The 15253-nt window shown below is 69.9% G+C and carries 14 protein-coding genes and 1 rRNA gene; 13 read left to right on the top strand and 2 right to left on the bottom strand.

All coding sequences use genetic code 11. The features are described from left to right. The first annotated feature begins 48 nt into the window (after positions 1-48). From ACFYZR_RS03540 to ACFYZR_RS03520, 5 genes are all read left to right on the top strand, one after another. Positions 49-471, top strand: a complete 423-nt coding sequence (locus tag ACFYZR_RS03540) for an RDD family protein (protein ID WP_391904420.1) — start codon at positions 49-51, stop codon at positions 469-471. 131 nt (positions 472-602) lie between these two features. Next, positions 603-1064 (top strand): carboxymuconolactone decarboxylase family protein, encoded by a 462-nt coding sequence (locus ACFYZR_RS03535; protein ID WP_391904418.1) that lies wholly within the window; start codon positions 603-605, stop codon positions 1062-1064. A gap of 131 nt (positions 1065-1195) precedes the next feature. Then, positions 1196-1600, top strand: coding sequence for a hypothetical protein (locus ACFYZR_RS03530; protein WP_391904415.1), 405 nt, complete (start codon positions 1196-1198; stop codon positions 1598-1600). A 585-nt stretch (positions 1601-2185) separates the two neighbouring features. After that, the gene (locus ACFYZR_RS03525) at positions 2186-2932 is read left to right on the top strand and encodes a hypothetical protein (RefSeq protein WP_391904413.1); all 747 of its coding nucleotides are present in this window, start codon (positions 2186-2188) and stop codon (positions 2930-2932) included. After that, positions 2887-3096, top strand: a complete 210-nt coding sequence (locus ACFYZR_RS03520) for a DUF397 domain-containing protein (RefSeq protein WP_391904411.1) — start codon at positions 2887-2889, stop codon at positions 3094-3096. The genes ACFYZR_RS03525 and ACFYZR_RS03520 overlap by 46 nt, the downstream gene beginning before the upstream one ends. 104 nt (positions 3097-3200) lie before the next feature. On the opposite strand, the gene ACFYZR_RS03515 is transcribed toward ACFYZR_RS03520, so the two are convergent. Beyond that, positions 3201-4658: a serine/threonine-protein kinase gene (locus ACFYZR_RS03515; RefSeq protein WP_391904407.1), complete on the bottom strand. Its 1458-nt coding sequence runs from the start codon at positions 4656-4658 to the stop codon at positions 3201-3203. A gap of 335 nt (positions 4659-4993) precedes the next feature. On the opposite strand from ACFYZR_RS03515, the gene ACFYZR_RS03510 reads away from it, so the two are divergent. From ACFYZR_RS03510 to ACFYZR_RS03475, 8 genes are all read left to right on the top strand, one after another. After that, positions 4994-5302, top strand: coding sequence for a hypothetical protein (locus ACFYZR_RS03510; RefSeq protein ID WP_099199098.1), 309 nt, complete (start codon positions 4994-4996; stop codon positions 5300-5302). 215 nt (positions 5303-5517) lie between these two features. Continuing rightward, positions 5518-6390 carry a hypothetical protein gene (locus ACFYZR_RS03505; RefSeq protein WP_391904403.1) on the top strand — a complete coding sequence of 291 codons (873 nt, stop codon included), beginning with the start codon at positions 5518-5520 and terminating at the stop codon, positions 6388-6390. Further along, positions 6380-7780: a hypothetical protein gene (locus tag ACFYZR_RS03500; RefSeq protein WP_391904400.1), complete on the top strand. Its 1401-nt coding sequence runs from the start codon at positions 6380-6382 to the stop codon at positions 7778-7780. Before ACFYZR_RS03505 ends, ACFYZR_RS03500 begins: the two co-directional genes overlap by 11 nt. 2 nt (positions 7781-7782) lie before the next feature. Then, positions 7783-9336, top strand: a complete 1554-nt coding sequence (locus ACFYZR_RS03495) for an SCO6880 family protein (protein ID WP_391905962.1) — start codon at positions 7783-7785, stop codon at positions 9334-9336. 10 nt (positions 9337-9346) lie between these two features. Beyond that, on the top strand, positions 9347-10780 hold the full coding sequence (locus tag ACFYZR_RS03490; RefSeq protein ID WP_229357753.1) for an ATP-binding protein: 1434 nt from the start codon (positions 9347-9349) through the stop codon (positions 10778-10780). A gap of 1 nt (position 10781) precedes the next feature. Beyond that, positions 10782-12359 carry a type VI secretion protein gene (locus ACFYZR_RS03485; RefSeq protein ID WP_391904397.1) on the top strand — a complete coding sequence of 526 codons (1578 nt, stop codon included), beginning with the start codon at positions 10782-10784 and terminating at the stop codon, positions 12357-12359. Positions 12360-12455: 96 nt separating this feature from the next. Continuing rightward, a complete protein-coding gene (locus ACFYZR_RS03480; RefSeq protein ID WP_391904394.1) occupies positions 12456-13880 on the top strand; it encodes an amidohydrolase family protein in 1425 nt (474 codons plus the stop codon). 29 nt (positions 13881-13909) lie between these two features. Beyond that, positions 13910-14902 (top strand): hydroxyacid dehydrogenase, encoded by a 993-nt coding sequence (locus ACFYZR_RS03475; protein WP_391904392.1) that lies wholly within the window; start codon positions 13910-13912, stop codon positions 14900-14902. 75 nt (positions 14903-14977) lie between these two features. On the opposite strand, the gene rrf is transcribed toward ACFYZR_RS03475, so the two are convergent. Next, positions 14978-15094, bottom strand: a 5S ribosomal RNA gene (rrf, locus tag ACFYZR_RS03470). Positions 15095-15253: the final 159 nt, after the last annotated feature.

The raw sequence follows: 15253 nt of genomic DNA, 5'->3' as shown, positions 1-15253 counted from the left end.
ATACCCCCGAGGCCAGGGCCGCCCGACGAGGCTCTGCCCAACCCGGCCGTGCGCCTCGGGGCCCGGATCATCGACATCCTCATCATCCTGGTCGGGGGAGGTGCCATCGCCATTGCCGCAGGGATGGCCATGATGGCGTTGACCGAGAACGACAGCGCCGGCGGAGCGACCATGGCGACAGCGTTCTTCGGAACCCTGGCGCTCTATGAGCCCCTCATGACGCATGCTTACGGGGGCACCTTCGGCAAGCGCATCTGTGGGCTGCGCGTCGCGCGGGTCTCGGACGGACAAAACCTCTCCCTGGGCGCCGCCTTCGGCCGCTGGGCCGTCTACCAGTTCATCGGCATCGTCCCGTTCGGCGGGCTGATCAACGCGCTGTCCTGCCTCTGGGACAAGCCACTGCGTCAGTGCTTCCACGACAGGGCTGCGTCCAGCGTGGTCGTCAAGCGCCGTTGGGGCACTGCCAGCTAAGCAGCATCCGAAATTATTCTCGCCCACCCGTCACATTCCCCCGTCCCTATCCGTCAGTGCAGTGACGGACCTCGGCCGGCCGGTGCGACAGACAGACGCACCGGCCACCCAGGCTTACGAAGGGGAACACCATGAGCGCTCGTATGAAGAACCCGGCAATGGTCCTACCCGACGCCATGAAGGGCATCCAGACCCTCTTCTCGGCCATCCACCATGGCGACGCCCCGCACCAGATCCTGGAGCTGGTGCACCTGCGGACGAGCCAGATCAACGGGTGCAGCGCCTGCATATACGGCGGTATCGCCAGCGCCAAGAAGGCCGGCGAGACCGACGAGCGGCTGCACCAGGTCGCCGCCTGGCGCGAGGCGCCGTTCTTCAGCGATGCCGAGCGCGCCGCCCTGGCGCTGGCGGAGGCCGCGACCCGGATCGCCGACCGTTCGGGCAAGGCGGTGCCGGACGAGATCTGGGACGAGGCGGCGGATCACTTCGACGAGAAGCAGCTCTCCACCATCATCCTCATGGTCGCCATGACCAACTTCTTCAACCGCATCAACACCACGATCGAGGAGCCGGCCGGTACGACCTGGAGCTGAAGCCGAGCCGCCGCTGCCGGCCCCTGTGACCTGCACGTCAATTCTTCGTTCAGCAGGCACCCATCCCTCGGGAGAAGGCTCTTCCTCGCAACAACCGGAACCTTTCCGTCGAGCAAGAAGAGGTGCCTTGCATGAACCTCATCACCCGGACCGGTCTCGCAGCGGCAGCCGCGGTCGGCGCTGTCGCCACGGTCGTCGCTCCCGCTTCCGCCGCGATCAACGCCGATCACGCCCGTGCGGAGTCCGGCACGCACGCCGTGGTGGCGAATCCGAAGACGATCAAGACCGCCGCGTACAACCAGGCGCGGAGCATCCTCGCCAACGCGGGCAGCCAGACGGCCGCCAAGTCGCACCCCATCCACGGGAAGCCCGACGTGCCGGTCAGCTATGGCACGAGCCTGCTGGCCGGATCACGCGACGAGTTCCGGCAGACCGACAAGAACCTGCCGGCGAAGGACAAGAAGTCCGACATGTCGATCCCGCACTACAACGCGATCCACAGCGCGGCGACGACGATGGGCATCGACCGCTGGTGACGAGGCACTGGACGCGGTAGCCGTCGTAAGTCACGCGCCGGGCCCCGACGCCGGTGAGCCGGCGGTGGGGCCCGGACCGGCGGCAGACAGCCCCAATCTCCTTTCCCCTCCCAGGGAAATCGAGAAAACCACAGGCAGTAAGGAACGGCCCCCAGCCCGGCCCCAGGGTTATCCACAGGCCTCGCGGGATTCCGCTCGGTGCGGTGTCCTGGAGTCATGAAACGGGGGGATCAGCGAAATCTTCACGAGGTCGCCGCCGCGCAAGACGGCGTCCTGCTCACGACACAGGCCGTCGAGTGCGGGCTGCGGCCCAGCGGAGCGGCGGGGGCGCTACGACGGGCCGGCTGGTCGCGGCTGTACTGCGGGACATGGGGGCAGCCGGGCTTACGGGTCGATACGCGGCTGCGCCTGCTCGGGGTGCAGTTGAGACATCCGGAGTGGGTGGGCAGCCATGGGTCGGCGGCGGCTCTGTACGGCATTCCCGCGCTCCCGCACGGCCGGGTCGTCCGGCGTCGCGGTGTCGCCTGCGTCGTCGGCGACGGCGTCGTCGAACTCACGGACCCGCGCCGACGGGGGCAGACCCGGGTGCCCGGCGTCGTCGTGCACGCCATACGGCTGGCGGCGCGCGAGATCACGGTGGTCGGCGGCGTGCGGGTCACCACGGTCCTCCGGACCGTCTGCGATCTGCTGACGTCCCTGCCCACGCACGAGGCCGTGATCGCCGCGGACTTCGTGCTCGCGAAGGGGCTGGCCGACCGGGAACAGATCCACGAGGCGCTCGGCCCTGACGAACGCGACGACCGCGACGGCCGCCGTGGCCACCGTGGCCACCGTCGGCGGAACGTGCGAACGGCGAGGGCGGCGCTCGCGCTGACGGATCCAGCCTCCGGGTCCCCGGCGGAGAGCATGGCGCGGCTGTGGATGCACGGCGCCGGGCTGTATCCGGAATCGCAAGCCGAGATGACGACCCCGAACGGGCGGCTGCTCCGGCTCGACTTCCTCTTCAGGGCGGAAGGGCTGGGGGTGGAGATCGAGGGATACACCTGGCACGGCAGCCGGGCCGCACACCAGAACGACATCCTCCGCTTCAATGAACTCTCCGGCTGCGAGGGCATCCGCCAGGTGCTCAGGTTCAGCGGTGACGATGTCTTCCGCCGGCCGCGGCTGATGATTCACACGATTCAGGAGGCACTGAGCAGACTTCGGGAGTCTCGGGAGTCAGCAGGCTCCTCTATCGTGGTCGCCGACGTTCATCCGAACATCCCATCGCGAGAAGGGGCGTTGCCGTGCCCGAGCTCAACTGGATCCCGGCCACTGATGACGAGACGATGACCGAGTACCTGGAGGTGGCCTTCGGCGGCGACGGCAACGTCTACATCCGGGAGAACATCAACCCCGAGACGGTCGTCACCACCACCGAGGCCAAGTGGGAGGCCTTCTGCCTGGGCGTCAGGGCAGGGGAGTTCGACCACTTCGTCGAGGGCCTCGACGACTGAGCGGTTCGGTAGCGCCCCGAAGGGGCGCGGGACAGCGTCGATATGCGGCTACCGCCGCGTGGGCGCGACCGGCCACGACGCACCCGCAGATCGCGGAGCCGAGGTCAGAACAGTGCGGCACCGATCAGCGCGGCCACGACGAAGACCATCACTCCGGCGACGGCAGCGAGCAGCACCTTCGGCCGTCGCCGTCCGGCAGCGCCAACCGCCGCGGCGGCCCTGGTCCGCGCGGACGGCAGCGCGTACGTGGTCGTCGTCTCCCGCTGGAGAGAGGGAGGCAACGGCGGTACGGGCGAGCCGGGGGCCAGGGGCACCGCCGGAGCCGACGCCGGAGCCGACACCTGAACCGACGCCGGAGGCGGCATCGCGGCCGCTACGGGGGTCACAGGCGGGGCGGACGGCATCGGTGGGGCTCCCATGGCCGCAGGGGGCACGGGGGCCGCGTGTGGACGCAGGGGGGCGGCCGGCGAGCCCGCCTGGGGGCCGAAGCCGCCCTGCGGCGGTACGGCCGGGGGTGCGGCGGCAGGCATGGCCGGAGGCACGGCCGACGGCGCGGCAGCCGGTATGGACGGAGACACGGCCGGCGCCCCCGCCACCGCCGCCGGTCCCCCCGCCGGTCCCCCCGCCAGTCCGGCAGCCGGTCCGGCAGTCGGTCCCGCAACCTGCCCGGTGGCCGACTGAGCGGCGGCCCCCTGTGGCACCCCCGTCGCGAACGGCGAGGTCATGGGCGACGACGGCTGCTGGGGCGTGCCCCGCCACGCGGTGCCCGAGAAGAAGTCCGCGACTTCCTGTGCCGACGGCCGTTCTTCCGGCTGCTTCGCCAGCATCCTCAGCAGATACGCCTCGAAGGCGGGCGGGACGTCGGGGCGGTAGCGGCGCGGCGGCTCGGGCGGGCTGTCCACGTGGAGGTACAGCAGCGCCGTCGGGTTGTCGTCCCAGAACGGCGGCCGGCCGACCAGCATCTGGTACAGCACGCAGCCCAGCGCGTACACGTCCGATTCCGGACCGGCCGTCCGGCCCAGGGCGCGCTCGGGGGCGAGATAGGTGCTGGTGCCGACGATCTGGCCCGCCCGGGTCAGTCCGGCCGAGGTCTCGTCGACGAAACGGGCGATGCCGAAGTCGCCGATCTTCAGCGTGCCGGTCGTGGCGTCGACCATGAGGTTGCCGGGCTTCACATCCCGGTGGACCACGCCCTGCCGATGCGCGGCCGCCAGGCCCGAGGCGGTCTGGGCCACCAGGTCGGCTGCGCGGGCCGGCGCGAGGGCGCGCCGCTCGGCGAGCTCCACCGACAGGCTCGACCCCTGGACCAGCTCCATGACCAGGTAGAAGCGGCCTTCCCACTCGCCGAAGTCGTATACGGCGACGACCTGAGGGTGGTTCAGGCGGGCGGCTGTCTGGGCTTCCATCCGGAAGCGCATGGCCGCCGATTCGTCGCCGTCGTCGCCCAGGAGGAGTTTGACCGCGACCTGACGGCCCAGCACCTCGTCCTGTCCCTGCCAGACTTCGCCCATCCCGCCGCGGCCGAGCGGCTCCCCCAACCGGTACCGACCGGCAACCAGCACCCGTACCACCCTTGATCTTGAACCATGCGCAGACCAGGAAGAGTACCCACCGAACACACTGCCGTTCGAACATCCCCCGCCCCCCCTGCGATACCCCTCACACGGCCGGACATTGCCCGCCGTCCATACGCGTGATACACAGAGTCACCATAGGACCCCCCACTGACAACGGGCCTCGTTGCAGGTCAGGGCCATGCAACCGCCGGTCATACGGGTTCCGACAAAAAATGCCGCCAAATCGACATGCGGACGGCGGTATGTCAGCGAAGATAGGTCCGGGCCTTTGCCGTGCGGCGGGGTGGACAGAACTACCCGTATGGGGCGGTGAGTTAGAGATGTTCTTGGCGGCCGGTAAAGGCGACATCAACACCATTATTGGCGGAATCGCCCCTAACTGGGGTCCGTTCGGTCAACTGGGCCGGGAGGCCCGGGTGATGATCGAGGTCATCATGGCCGTGGCGATCCTGCTCTGCCTCGCGATCGCGATCTGGGGCGCGGCGAAGCAGCGGATCGGCGCGACGGCCCTGCGCGACACCTTCAGCGCCGAGCAGGGTAAGGGGCTGATCGTCGCCGGCCTGACCGGCGTCTTCATCATCGGCTCGCTAGGCACGCTGTTCACCATTGTCTACGGCATGGCGGTCTGAGCCCCTCCACGCGCCCCTTCCACCCCCACCCGATCCCCCATGCACCGCCGCGCATCGTCCCAGCGCAGACCCTCTCGTCCCCCAGCCCACCTCCACCGAGGCTGCCACCTGATGCCCCCTCACTCCCCCACGCCCTCCCCCGGGATTCCGTTCACACCGCTACCGTCATATACGGGCGGCAAGCCGGCCACGACGTATGAGGGAGCAGGCGAGCGATGAGTCTCGGCGACGACGGCTACGGTGGCGGCCAGGGCGGTTACGGCGACGACCGCCACATGACGCGCACGCGGCTTCCGGAGGGCGAGGTCGACCCCTACGCGCCGACCCGGCGCGGAAGCGGGCGTTCCGGCCGTGGGGGCCGACCATCCAGCCGGAACCTGGTGACGGTCGTCGGGATCGTGGTGCTGCTCATCGCGGCGATCGCCTTCGCCAACCGGGGTGGTGACTCCAGCAGCGACCCCTCCTCCGGCGGCGACGCGCGCCGCCCCGGTGGGAGCGAGCCTACCGCCCCCACCGGCGTGAAGCCGGTCGACGGCAAGACCGGAGGCATCGCCTCCGGTTTCGCCCATTCGGAGCAGGGGGCGCAGTCCGCGGCGGCGAACTTCGCGGTGGCGTTGGGGGGTGACGGGATGTTCCGGAAGGACAGCCGTCGTGTCATCGTCGATGCCGTCTACGCGCCCGACGCCGCCGCCGTCCGAGGCGGTGAACTCGACAAGGTCTATTCGGACCAGGGCTTCCTGAAGAAGATCGGTCTCGATGCCAACGGAAACGCTCCGAAGGGCATGACCTTCGTGTCCCGCACGAACCCTGCCGGGGCCAAAATCGTCAAGTACGAAGGCGACATGGCAAGCGTCGCGGTCTGGTACTCCTCCCTGTTCGGACTGGCCGGCGAAGGATCGACCAAGCCGGTCGCCGAGGGCTGGTACACCAACACGTTCGACCTGAAGTGGATCGACGGCGACTGGAAGGTCACCGGCTTCACGCAGAAGGACGGCCCGACCCCGGTCGGCCGTGACCAAGCCGCCTCCTCCGCCAAGGAGATGTCGGACGCTGTCGAAGGGTTCGGAGGGTTCACCTATGCCCGCTAGTCGCCGCTTCTCCATCGCGGCCGCAGCGACAGCCGTTCAAACGACGCTGATCGTCTTCTCGGCCCGGGCATTCGCCGCTCCGACACCAACACCGACGCCAGCGGGCACGCCGGCCACAACACCGACCCCCACGCCGGGTGGCAGCGCGGGGGCGACGCCCACACCGACTCCGGCAGGCAGCCCGAGCGCGGGCAACAACCCCTGCGACCTGATCCGCGGCCCCGCCAAGGACTACTGCCAAGGCGGAAAAAACCCCGGCACCTCCACCTCCCCCAACGACCCCCAGACCGTCACCGACCCCCTCGCCTCCCTCGCCAAGGGCTGTGCCGACGCCGCGTCGTGGATCATCCACAAGCTGTCGACCGCCGTCCACTCCACCGGCAATGTCGACTTCACCAACACGCCCTTCCTCCGCCAGTACGCCGTCGTCTTCGCCGCCTCCACCATCCTCACCCTCGTCCTGTGGCTGCTGGCCGTCGCCAAGCGGGCGGTGCGCGGGGTGCCGTTCACCGAGGCGATCACCGAGGCCGTGGGGTTCCTGTGGCTGACGGTGCTGGCGTCCGCCTTTACGCCGCTGATCCTCTACACCGTCGTGAACGCCACCGACGCCGTCACGGACGTCATCGCCACCGGCTCGTCGACGAACAACGACCAGTTCTTCGGCGGCTTCGCCGATGCCCTGCAGAAGGGCAATGGCATCGGCGGCGGGCCGATCATGCTGATCGTCGTGTCGCTCGTGTCCGTGCTGGCCGCCGGCGTGCTCTGGCTGGAGCTGGTGATCAGGGCCGCCCTGCTCTACGTGGGCGCGCTGCTCGGCACCGCGGTGTACGCGGGGCTGGTGGACAAGAACATGTGGGGGCACGTCCGCCGCTGGGCGGGCATCATGATCGCGGTGATCCTGGTCAAGCCGATCATCATGATCGTGCTCGGCCTCGCCGGAGCCCTCTCCGCCGGGAAGGGGCCGAACTCCTTCTCCGCCGTGGTCTCCGGCCTCGCGATCATCCTCCTCGCCATCTTCGCCAGTGCGATGATCTACCGCTTCGTACCGGGCTTCGGCGACGAGATCGTCAGCAGCCGCAACGCCAGCAAGGACGTGGCCTCCCGCCAGGCCGCCGCCGTGATCTCCTCGCCCGCCGCCCTGGTCAAGCAGGGCATCACCACCCACAGCGCCCGCGGCGACGGCGGATCCCAGGCGGCCCGCCCCTCGGGCGCCGTCGCCGGCGGTGTCACCGCGCACAGCGCACGCCCGTCGGCCGCCCCGTCCGGTGGCAACGGAAGCGCTCCCTCCGCAACCTCGGCGCCGGGCACGGCCGCCGTGCCCGCGCCCCGCGCGCAGAACAACGCGCAGAACAACAGCAAGCGCAATACATCCGGAGGTGAGCGGAGTTGACGATCCCGGCCCAGTCCCAGCCGATCGCGCCCCGCCGTACGTATCTGATCGGCCGCGCACGTCCCAACGCGGTCGTCGGCAAGAACCGGGAGACCGGCGAGATCGCGCTGATCATCGCGGGCGCGTTCCTGGGCATGATGTGCGGGCTGCTGGTGCCGATCCTTCCCCTGCGGATCATTACCCTCACCGGCCTGCCGGCACTGTCGCTGGCCGCTGTCTACGTCCCGTACAAGAACCGCACGTTCTACAAGTGGTTTGAAATCAACCGCTCCTACAAACGGTCGCTGCGTCGCGGCGCGACGTACCGTTCCGGCGCGATCGAGGCGGGCACCCGGATGGACGGCCGGGAGATCGAGGTGGGCCCGCCGCCCGGGATCGGGCGGATCAACTGGCTGTCCGCGCCCTTCGGGCCGGACGAGATCGCCGTGCTGCTGCACGCCGACCGCCGGACCGTCACCGCCGCGATCGAGATCGAGGGCCCCGGCGTCGGCCTGCGCGACTCGGAGGACCAGGAAGCGCTGGTCGAACGATTCGGCACGCTCCTGAAGCACGTCGCCAACGGCGACGGCTACGTCACCCGCATCCAGATGCTCGCCCGTACGCTCCCCGCCGACCCGGACGCCCACGCCAAGGACGTCGAGCGGCGCGGCGACGAACGGGCACCGGAGTGGCTCAAGGACTCCTACGACCAGCTCCAGTCCATGGTCTCCACCTCCTCCGAGCAGCACCGCGCCTACCTCGTCGCCTGTATGCACTACGGCCGTGAACTGGCCGCCGAGGCCCAGGCCATCGCCCGCGCCTCCCGGCACGAGGGCGCCAAGCGGCGGCTGGACAAGGACGCGGGCCTGGCCGTCGTCATGGCGCGCGAGCTCACGGACATCTGCGCCCGCCTCGCCGAGGCGGACATCCGCGTCCGCCAGCCGCTGGGCCAGGCGCGCCTCGCCTCGCTCGTGCACTCGATGTACGACCCGGACCACCCCATCGACCACATCCAGGCGATGACGAAGCGGAACGCCTGGCCGGCCGAGCTGGACGCCATGGAACCCACGTTCCTCCAGGCGAAGACGCGTGAGTCGTCCACCCGGGCACCCTGGTGTCACTCCACGGCGTGGGTCAAGGAATGGCCGATGACACCCGTAGGGGTCAATTTCCTCGCTCCCCTCCTCGTCCACACCCCCGATGTGATTCGTACAGTCGCGGTCTGCATGGACCTGGAGCCGACCGACGTCGCCATCGAACGGATGCTGACCGAGAAGACCAACGACGACGCGGACGCCTCCCGCGCCGCCAAGATGAACCGCGTCGTCGACCCTCGCGACGTCGCCCACCACTCCCGCGTCGACCAGCGCGGCGAGGACCTCGCCAGCGGCGCGGCCGGCGTCAACCTCGTCGGCTACATCACCGTGTCCTCCCGCTCCCCGGAGGCCCTGGCGCGCGACAAGCGGACCATAAGAGCCTCGGCCGGCAAGAGCTACCTCAAGCTCGAGTGGTGCGACCGTGAGCACCACCGGGCGTTCGTCAACACGCTGCCGTTCGCGACCGGCATCCGACGATAGGGGCAATGCCGTGCTCGACCCGCTCGCCACCGTCACCGACGCCTTCACCAGTTTCCTGTTCGGAAAGGTCGAAACCACCCGGCTGCCCGTCCGTACCTCCACCGGGCAGGCGCAGGCCGTCTACCTCCCCACCGCGGCTCCCGGCCTCGGCGACTCCGGCGTGATCATCGGGCGTGAGGTGTACTCCGGCAAGGGCTATATCTACGACCCCTTCCAGCTCTACGGCCAGCAACTGCCCGCCCCCCACTGGCTCGTCCTCGGCGAGTCCGGCAACGGCAAGTCCGCGCTGGAGAAGACCTACGTCCTACGGCAGCTTCGCTTCCGCGACCGCCAGGTCGTCGTCCTCGACGCCCAGGGCGAGGACGGCGTCGGCGAGTGGAACCTGATCGCGCAACAGCTGGGGATAACCCCCATCCGCCTCGACCCCGTCGCCGCCGCCGACGGCGGCATCCGGCTCAACCCCCTCGATCCGGCCATCACCACGACCGGCCAGCTCGCCCTCCTGCGCACCATCATCGAGGTGGCCACCGGCCGGGGGCTCGACGAACGCGCCGGTTTCGCCCTCAAGGTCGCACATTCCTATGTGAACGAGTCCATCCTCGACCGGCAGCCCGTCCTCACCGACATCGTCGAGCAACTGCGCCACCCCGAGGCCGAGTCCGCCGAGTCGATGAACGTCGACATAGACGACGTACGGGCCTGGGGCCTGGACGTCGCCCTGGTGCTGGACCGGCTCGTCGACGGCGACCTGCGCGGCATGTTCGACGGCCCCACGACGGCCGGTATCGATCTCGACGCGCCCCTGATCGTCTTCGACCTCTCCCACATCGACCGCAACTCCATCGCCATGCCGATCCTCATGGCGATCGTCGGCGTCTGGCTGGAGCACACCTGGATCAGGCCGGACCGGAAGAAGCGCATCTTCTTGGTCGAGGAAGCCTGGCACATCATCAACTCACCCTTCGTCGCCCAGCTCTTCCAGCGCCTGCTGAAGTTCGGACGGCGGCTCGGCCTGTCGTTCGTGGCCGTGGTCCACCACCTCTCCGACGTCGTCGACGGCGCGGCGGCGAAGGAAGCGGCGGCGATCCTGAAGATGGCCTCCACCCGGACCATCTACGCGCAGAAGGCCGACGAGGCCCGGGCCACGGGCCGGGTCCTGGGGCTGCCCCGCTGGGCGGTCGAGATCATCCCGACCCTCACCCCCGGCATCGCGGTGTGGGACGTCAACGGCAACGTCCAGGTGGTCAAACACCTCATCACGGACGCCGAGCGCCCCCTCGTCTACACCGACCGCGCCATGACCGAGGACGGCGACCGCACCCACGAGCTCGCCGCGGAGGCGGCAGCGGCGGAACGAGCCGCCGCGGCACGGGAATCGCCGTTCGCCGACGAACCGTACGGCACCGCCGCGACCTACGGATCCTCGGAATCGACGGTGGCGTGAGATGAGGTCCTCGGGGGGCGGGGACCGGGCGCGACACCGGGACCCGGGTGTGGAGCGTGGCATTCCGGATGGCCTGCTGGTCAGCGTCATCGCCTTTCTGCTGGGCCTGACCCTGCTGGTCTGGACGGCCACCGGCCTCGCCGCCTTCGCCGAACACGGCAGCTGGCCGGAGGGGGTGACCCTGACCCGCACCCCACAGGCCCTGCGCCATCTGATGACCCAGCCCCGCGACCTCCCCTCCGCATGGCCGAGCACCCCACGGGAGGCCCTTTCGGGCTACGGGCTGTTCTGGGGCATCCTCATCAGCGAGCTGCTGGTGGCCGTGGTGCTGATGACGTTCGCGATCGGAACGCTGGCCCGCTGGCGTGGGGTACGGGCACGCCGGGCGGCGGGGATGACAGGAGTGGACGAGCCGGCCGTCGTGCCTACGCAGGCGGCGGAGGCCGCACCGATGGCCGCACCGATGGCGGAGGCCGCTCCGGCAGCGAAACCCGCACCGGCGGTGGAGCCGACGGCCGCCGCCGTCCCCGAGCCACGGACAGCCGTCGACACGGCCTCGACAGCGGCCTCGGCGGCCTCAGTGGCTGCAGCCCCTTCCTCGGCCCCACCCGCCTCGGTCGTCCCTGCCCCCGCCCCGCCCTCAACCCCAACCCCAACCCCCCGGCATCTCCTCTACACCACCGATCGCCGTCCCCCCGCCTCCCGCGCGGTCCTCGAGGCCGCCGGCCCGGCGCTGGTCGTCACCAGCGATCCCGGCCTCTGGGCCGAGACCAAGACCGCGCGCGCCAAGCTCGGGCCGGTCCACGTCTTCGACCCGAGCCACCTCCTCGACACTCCCGACCGGCTCCGCTGGAGCCCCACCACCGGCTGCGAGTCACGCGAGACCGCCGCGGCCCGCGCGGCCGCGCTCCTCGCGCCCGTACGGCCCCTCAGCACCCTCGACTCGGCCACCGCCGACACCGCCGAGACCCTGCTGCGCTGCTGGCTGCACGCGGCGGCAGTGGACGGCCGGCCCTTCCGTCAGGTGCACCGCTGGGCCCAGGGAACGTCGGCCCATGAGCCGGTCCGTATCCTCCGGACCAGCCCCAAGGCCACCGGCGGCACCGCCGGCGAACTGGAATCCGCCCTCACCGGGCACCCCGAACGCCGCGACATGGCCCAGGAGCTGGCCGCACGGGCTCTCGGCGCCCTGACGTCCGTCCACATCCGGGACGCCTGTAACCCCAATCGAGTCAATTCGCCGGCGCCGGAATCATTCATCGCCGAAGGGGGAACGCTGTACGTGGTGGGTGAGGCGATTGAGGATCCCCGCACCCGCCCGGGTGCGATGCCCTTGCTCACCGCACTCGCCTCAAGCGTGGTCGAGCACGGCCGCCGCATGGCCGCACGGTCATCCTCCGGCCGGCTCGACCCACCACTCACCCTCGTCCTCGACGATGTGGCGGCCGTGGCCCCGCTGCCCGCCCTGCCCGACCTTCTGGAGCACGGCGAGGCGCAGGGCCTCCCCACGTTCGCGCTGATGCGCTCCGAGGAACAGGGCCGGGCTCGCTGGCCCCGCCGCACCCTTCCGACCGGGTAGCACGAAAGTCCGACCGGGCAAGCGCTCGGGCGGGCGCTGAGGTCCCACCGGACAAGCACGGAAGCCGACGAAGCCACGGCGACAGGGGGCAACGCCATGCACGACACCCTCCTCCTCACCCACACCACACTCATCGCCGCCCCGGGAACACGCGGCCCCGAGCAGGACATGACCGTCGTCGTCCACGACGGCCGCATCGCGACGGTCGGCCGCACCGCCGAGGTTCCCGTCCCTCGCGGGGCCCGTGTCATGGACCTCTCCGGGAAGTACGTCATCCCGGGTCTCGTCGACATGCACACGCACAGCCACGGACCGGCGGAACTCGTCGCCCCGCTCTATGCCCTCACCGGTGTGACGACCGTCCGGGAGATGTGGGGCACACCGGCCGTCCGCGCCGGCCGCGACCGGGTCGAACGGGGTGAATTCCCCGGCCCCCGCTGGGTGATCGCCAGCACCCTCGTCGACGGGCGGCCCAGCCTCTGGACCGACGACGCCTCGCCGGTCCCGGTCGTCGAGGCGGGCACGGAGGCCGAGGTACAGGACGCCGTCCGCCGGATCAAGGAGGAGGGCGCGGACTTCATCAAGGTGTACTCACGGCTGACGCGCGAGGTCTACCTCGCCCTCGCGAATGAGGCCCGGCGGCAGGGCATCCCGTACGCCGGACACTGCCCGGATGCCGTGTCCGTGACGGAGGCGTCCGACGCCGGCCAACGCACCATCGAACACCTCCACCCCCTTCTCACCGCGACGAGTTCGGACCAGCCGACGCTCCGCCGCGAACTGGAGGGCGGCCTGAAGGTCGACCCGGCGGACACCGGCTCGATCAGCCGCTTCCGCCGCTGGTACCGCAGGGTTCATCAGCTGGAGTCGCTCGCGGCTCGCTCCTACGACCCCGAACGAGCCGACCGCCTCTTCGACCGCCTCGCCGCGAACGGCACCTACGTCACACCGACGCTCGGCATCCATCACGTCATGGAACGCCAGGAGACCCTCCCCAACCGGGCCCCCGAATGGGTCCATCTGCCCGGATGGCTGACCGACGCGTGGCCGGGCCAGTTGGAGGAGCTGATGGGCGGACGGACAGAGCAGGAGTATGCGAACGTCCGCGATCTAAACGTCCATCACACGCGGATCGTCGGCGAACTCCACCGCCATGGCGTCCCCCTCCTCGCCGGTACGGACTCCGGGGCCCCCTATCTCGTCCCCGGCTTCGCCCTCCACCAGGAGCTGGAACACCTCACCCTGGCCGGCCTGGGGGCCGCTCACGCCCTACGGGCCGCCACCACCACGCCGGCCCACGCCCTGGGCCTGGAGGCCCTCCTCGGCACGGTCGAGCCCGGCAAGTCAGCCGACCTCGTCGTCCTCGACGCCGACCCGTTGGACGACATCCGCAATACGCGGCGCATCGACTCGGTGGTGACACGCGGCCACTTGATCGACCGGGCGGAACGCCGAAGGCTGCTCGCCCGGATCGCGCAGGCGGCGGCCGAGCTGAAGCCGCCCGCGGGCACGGCCTCGTGAGCAGGACCGAACCGAGGTTCGCGATCACCATGGGCCGGCATGAAGCGGCCGCCATCCTGCCCGCGGATCTACGGGCACGGCTCGCGGACTGGGGGGAGGTGGTGGGCGGCGATACGGCGGACCCGGCCGAGCGGGCCGGACGAGCCGAACAAGCCGAACGGGCCGACGTTCTCATCACGGGCTGGGGAAGCCCCCCGCTCACGGAGACCTTCCTCGCCCGGGCACCTCGTGTGCGGGTGGTCCTCCATGCTGCCGGGTCCGTCAAATGGCTGGTCACGGACGCGGTGTGGGAGCGGGACATCGTGGTCTCCTCCGCCGCCGAGGCCAATGCCGGTCCGGTCGCCGACTACGCCCTCGCCGCGATCACCTTCGCGGCGAAGAAGGCGGTGACCACGGCGTCCGCGTATGCCGCGAGCGCCGCCTGGCCCGGCTTCACGGAACGGGAAGGCGGCGACGGCCGTACGGTCGGTGTCATCGGGGCGTCACGCATCGGGCGACTGGTCCTGAAGCGGCTGGTTCTGGAGCGGCTGGCCACGACGGACACGGGGTGCCGGGTTCTCCTGTACGACCCGTATGTGTCCGCCGCCGAGGCAGCGCGGCTGGGTGCCGAGGCCGTGGATCTCGATGAACTGTGCGGCAGCAGCAGCGTCATCACCCTCCACGCCCCCGAAGTACCGGAAACCCGGCACATGCTGGACGCCCACAGGCTGGCTCTCATTCCGGACGGCGGCACGGTCGTGAACACCGCACGCGGCTCACTGATCGACACGGAGTCGCTGGTGCGGGAATGCGCGTCGGGGCGGCTCAACGCGTTCCTGGACGTGACGGAGCCGGAGCCACTGCCGGCGGGGCATCCGCTGTTCTCCCTGCCGAATGTGCTGGTCACTCCGCATATCGCGGGGGCACAGGGGAGCGAGGTCCGCAGGCTGGGGAAGTGGGTGGTGGAGGAAGCGGCACGGTGGATGCGGGGACTGCCGTTGTCGGGGCGGGTGAAAAGGGAAGACCTTTGCCGACTGGCCTAGCCCTCGGGCCTAATTGTCCGTAAATGCAAGAAAGCCCCGGCAGGTAATCCCTGCCAGGGCTCTCTCTTAAAAGGAGTTCGGCGGCGTCCTACTCTCCCACAGGGTCCCCCCTGCAGTACCATCGGCGCTGAAAGGCTTAGCTTCCGGGTTCGGAATGTAACCGGGCGTTTCCCTAACGCTATGACCACCGAAACACTATGAAATTAACGCAGCTCAACACACACAACGTGCGGGGCTGTTCGTTATTTCAGAACAAACACAGTGGACGCGAGCAACTGAGGACAAGCCCTCGGCCTATTAGTACCAGTCAGCTCCAACCGTTACCGGTCTTCCACACCTGGCCTATCAACC

Origin of the sequence: Streptomyces sp. NPDC001678, from assembly GCF_042892945.1 — a bacterium.
In the GTDB taxonomy this organism is placed as follows: Bacteria; Actinomycetota; Actinomycetes; order Streptomycetales; family Streptomycetaceae; genus Streptomyces.
Note: the sequence above shows the minus strand (reverse complement) of the source record. Positions and strands in the feature narration are given on the sequence as shown.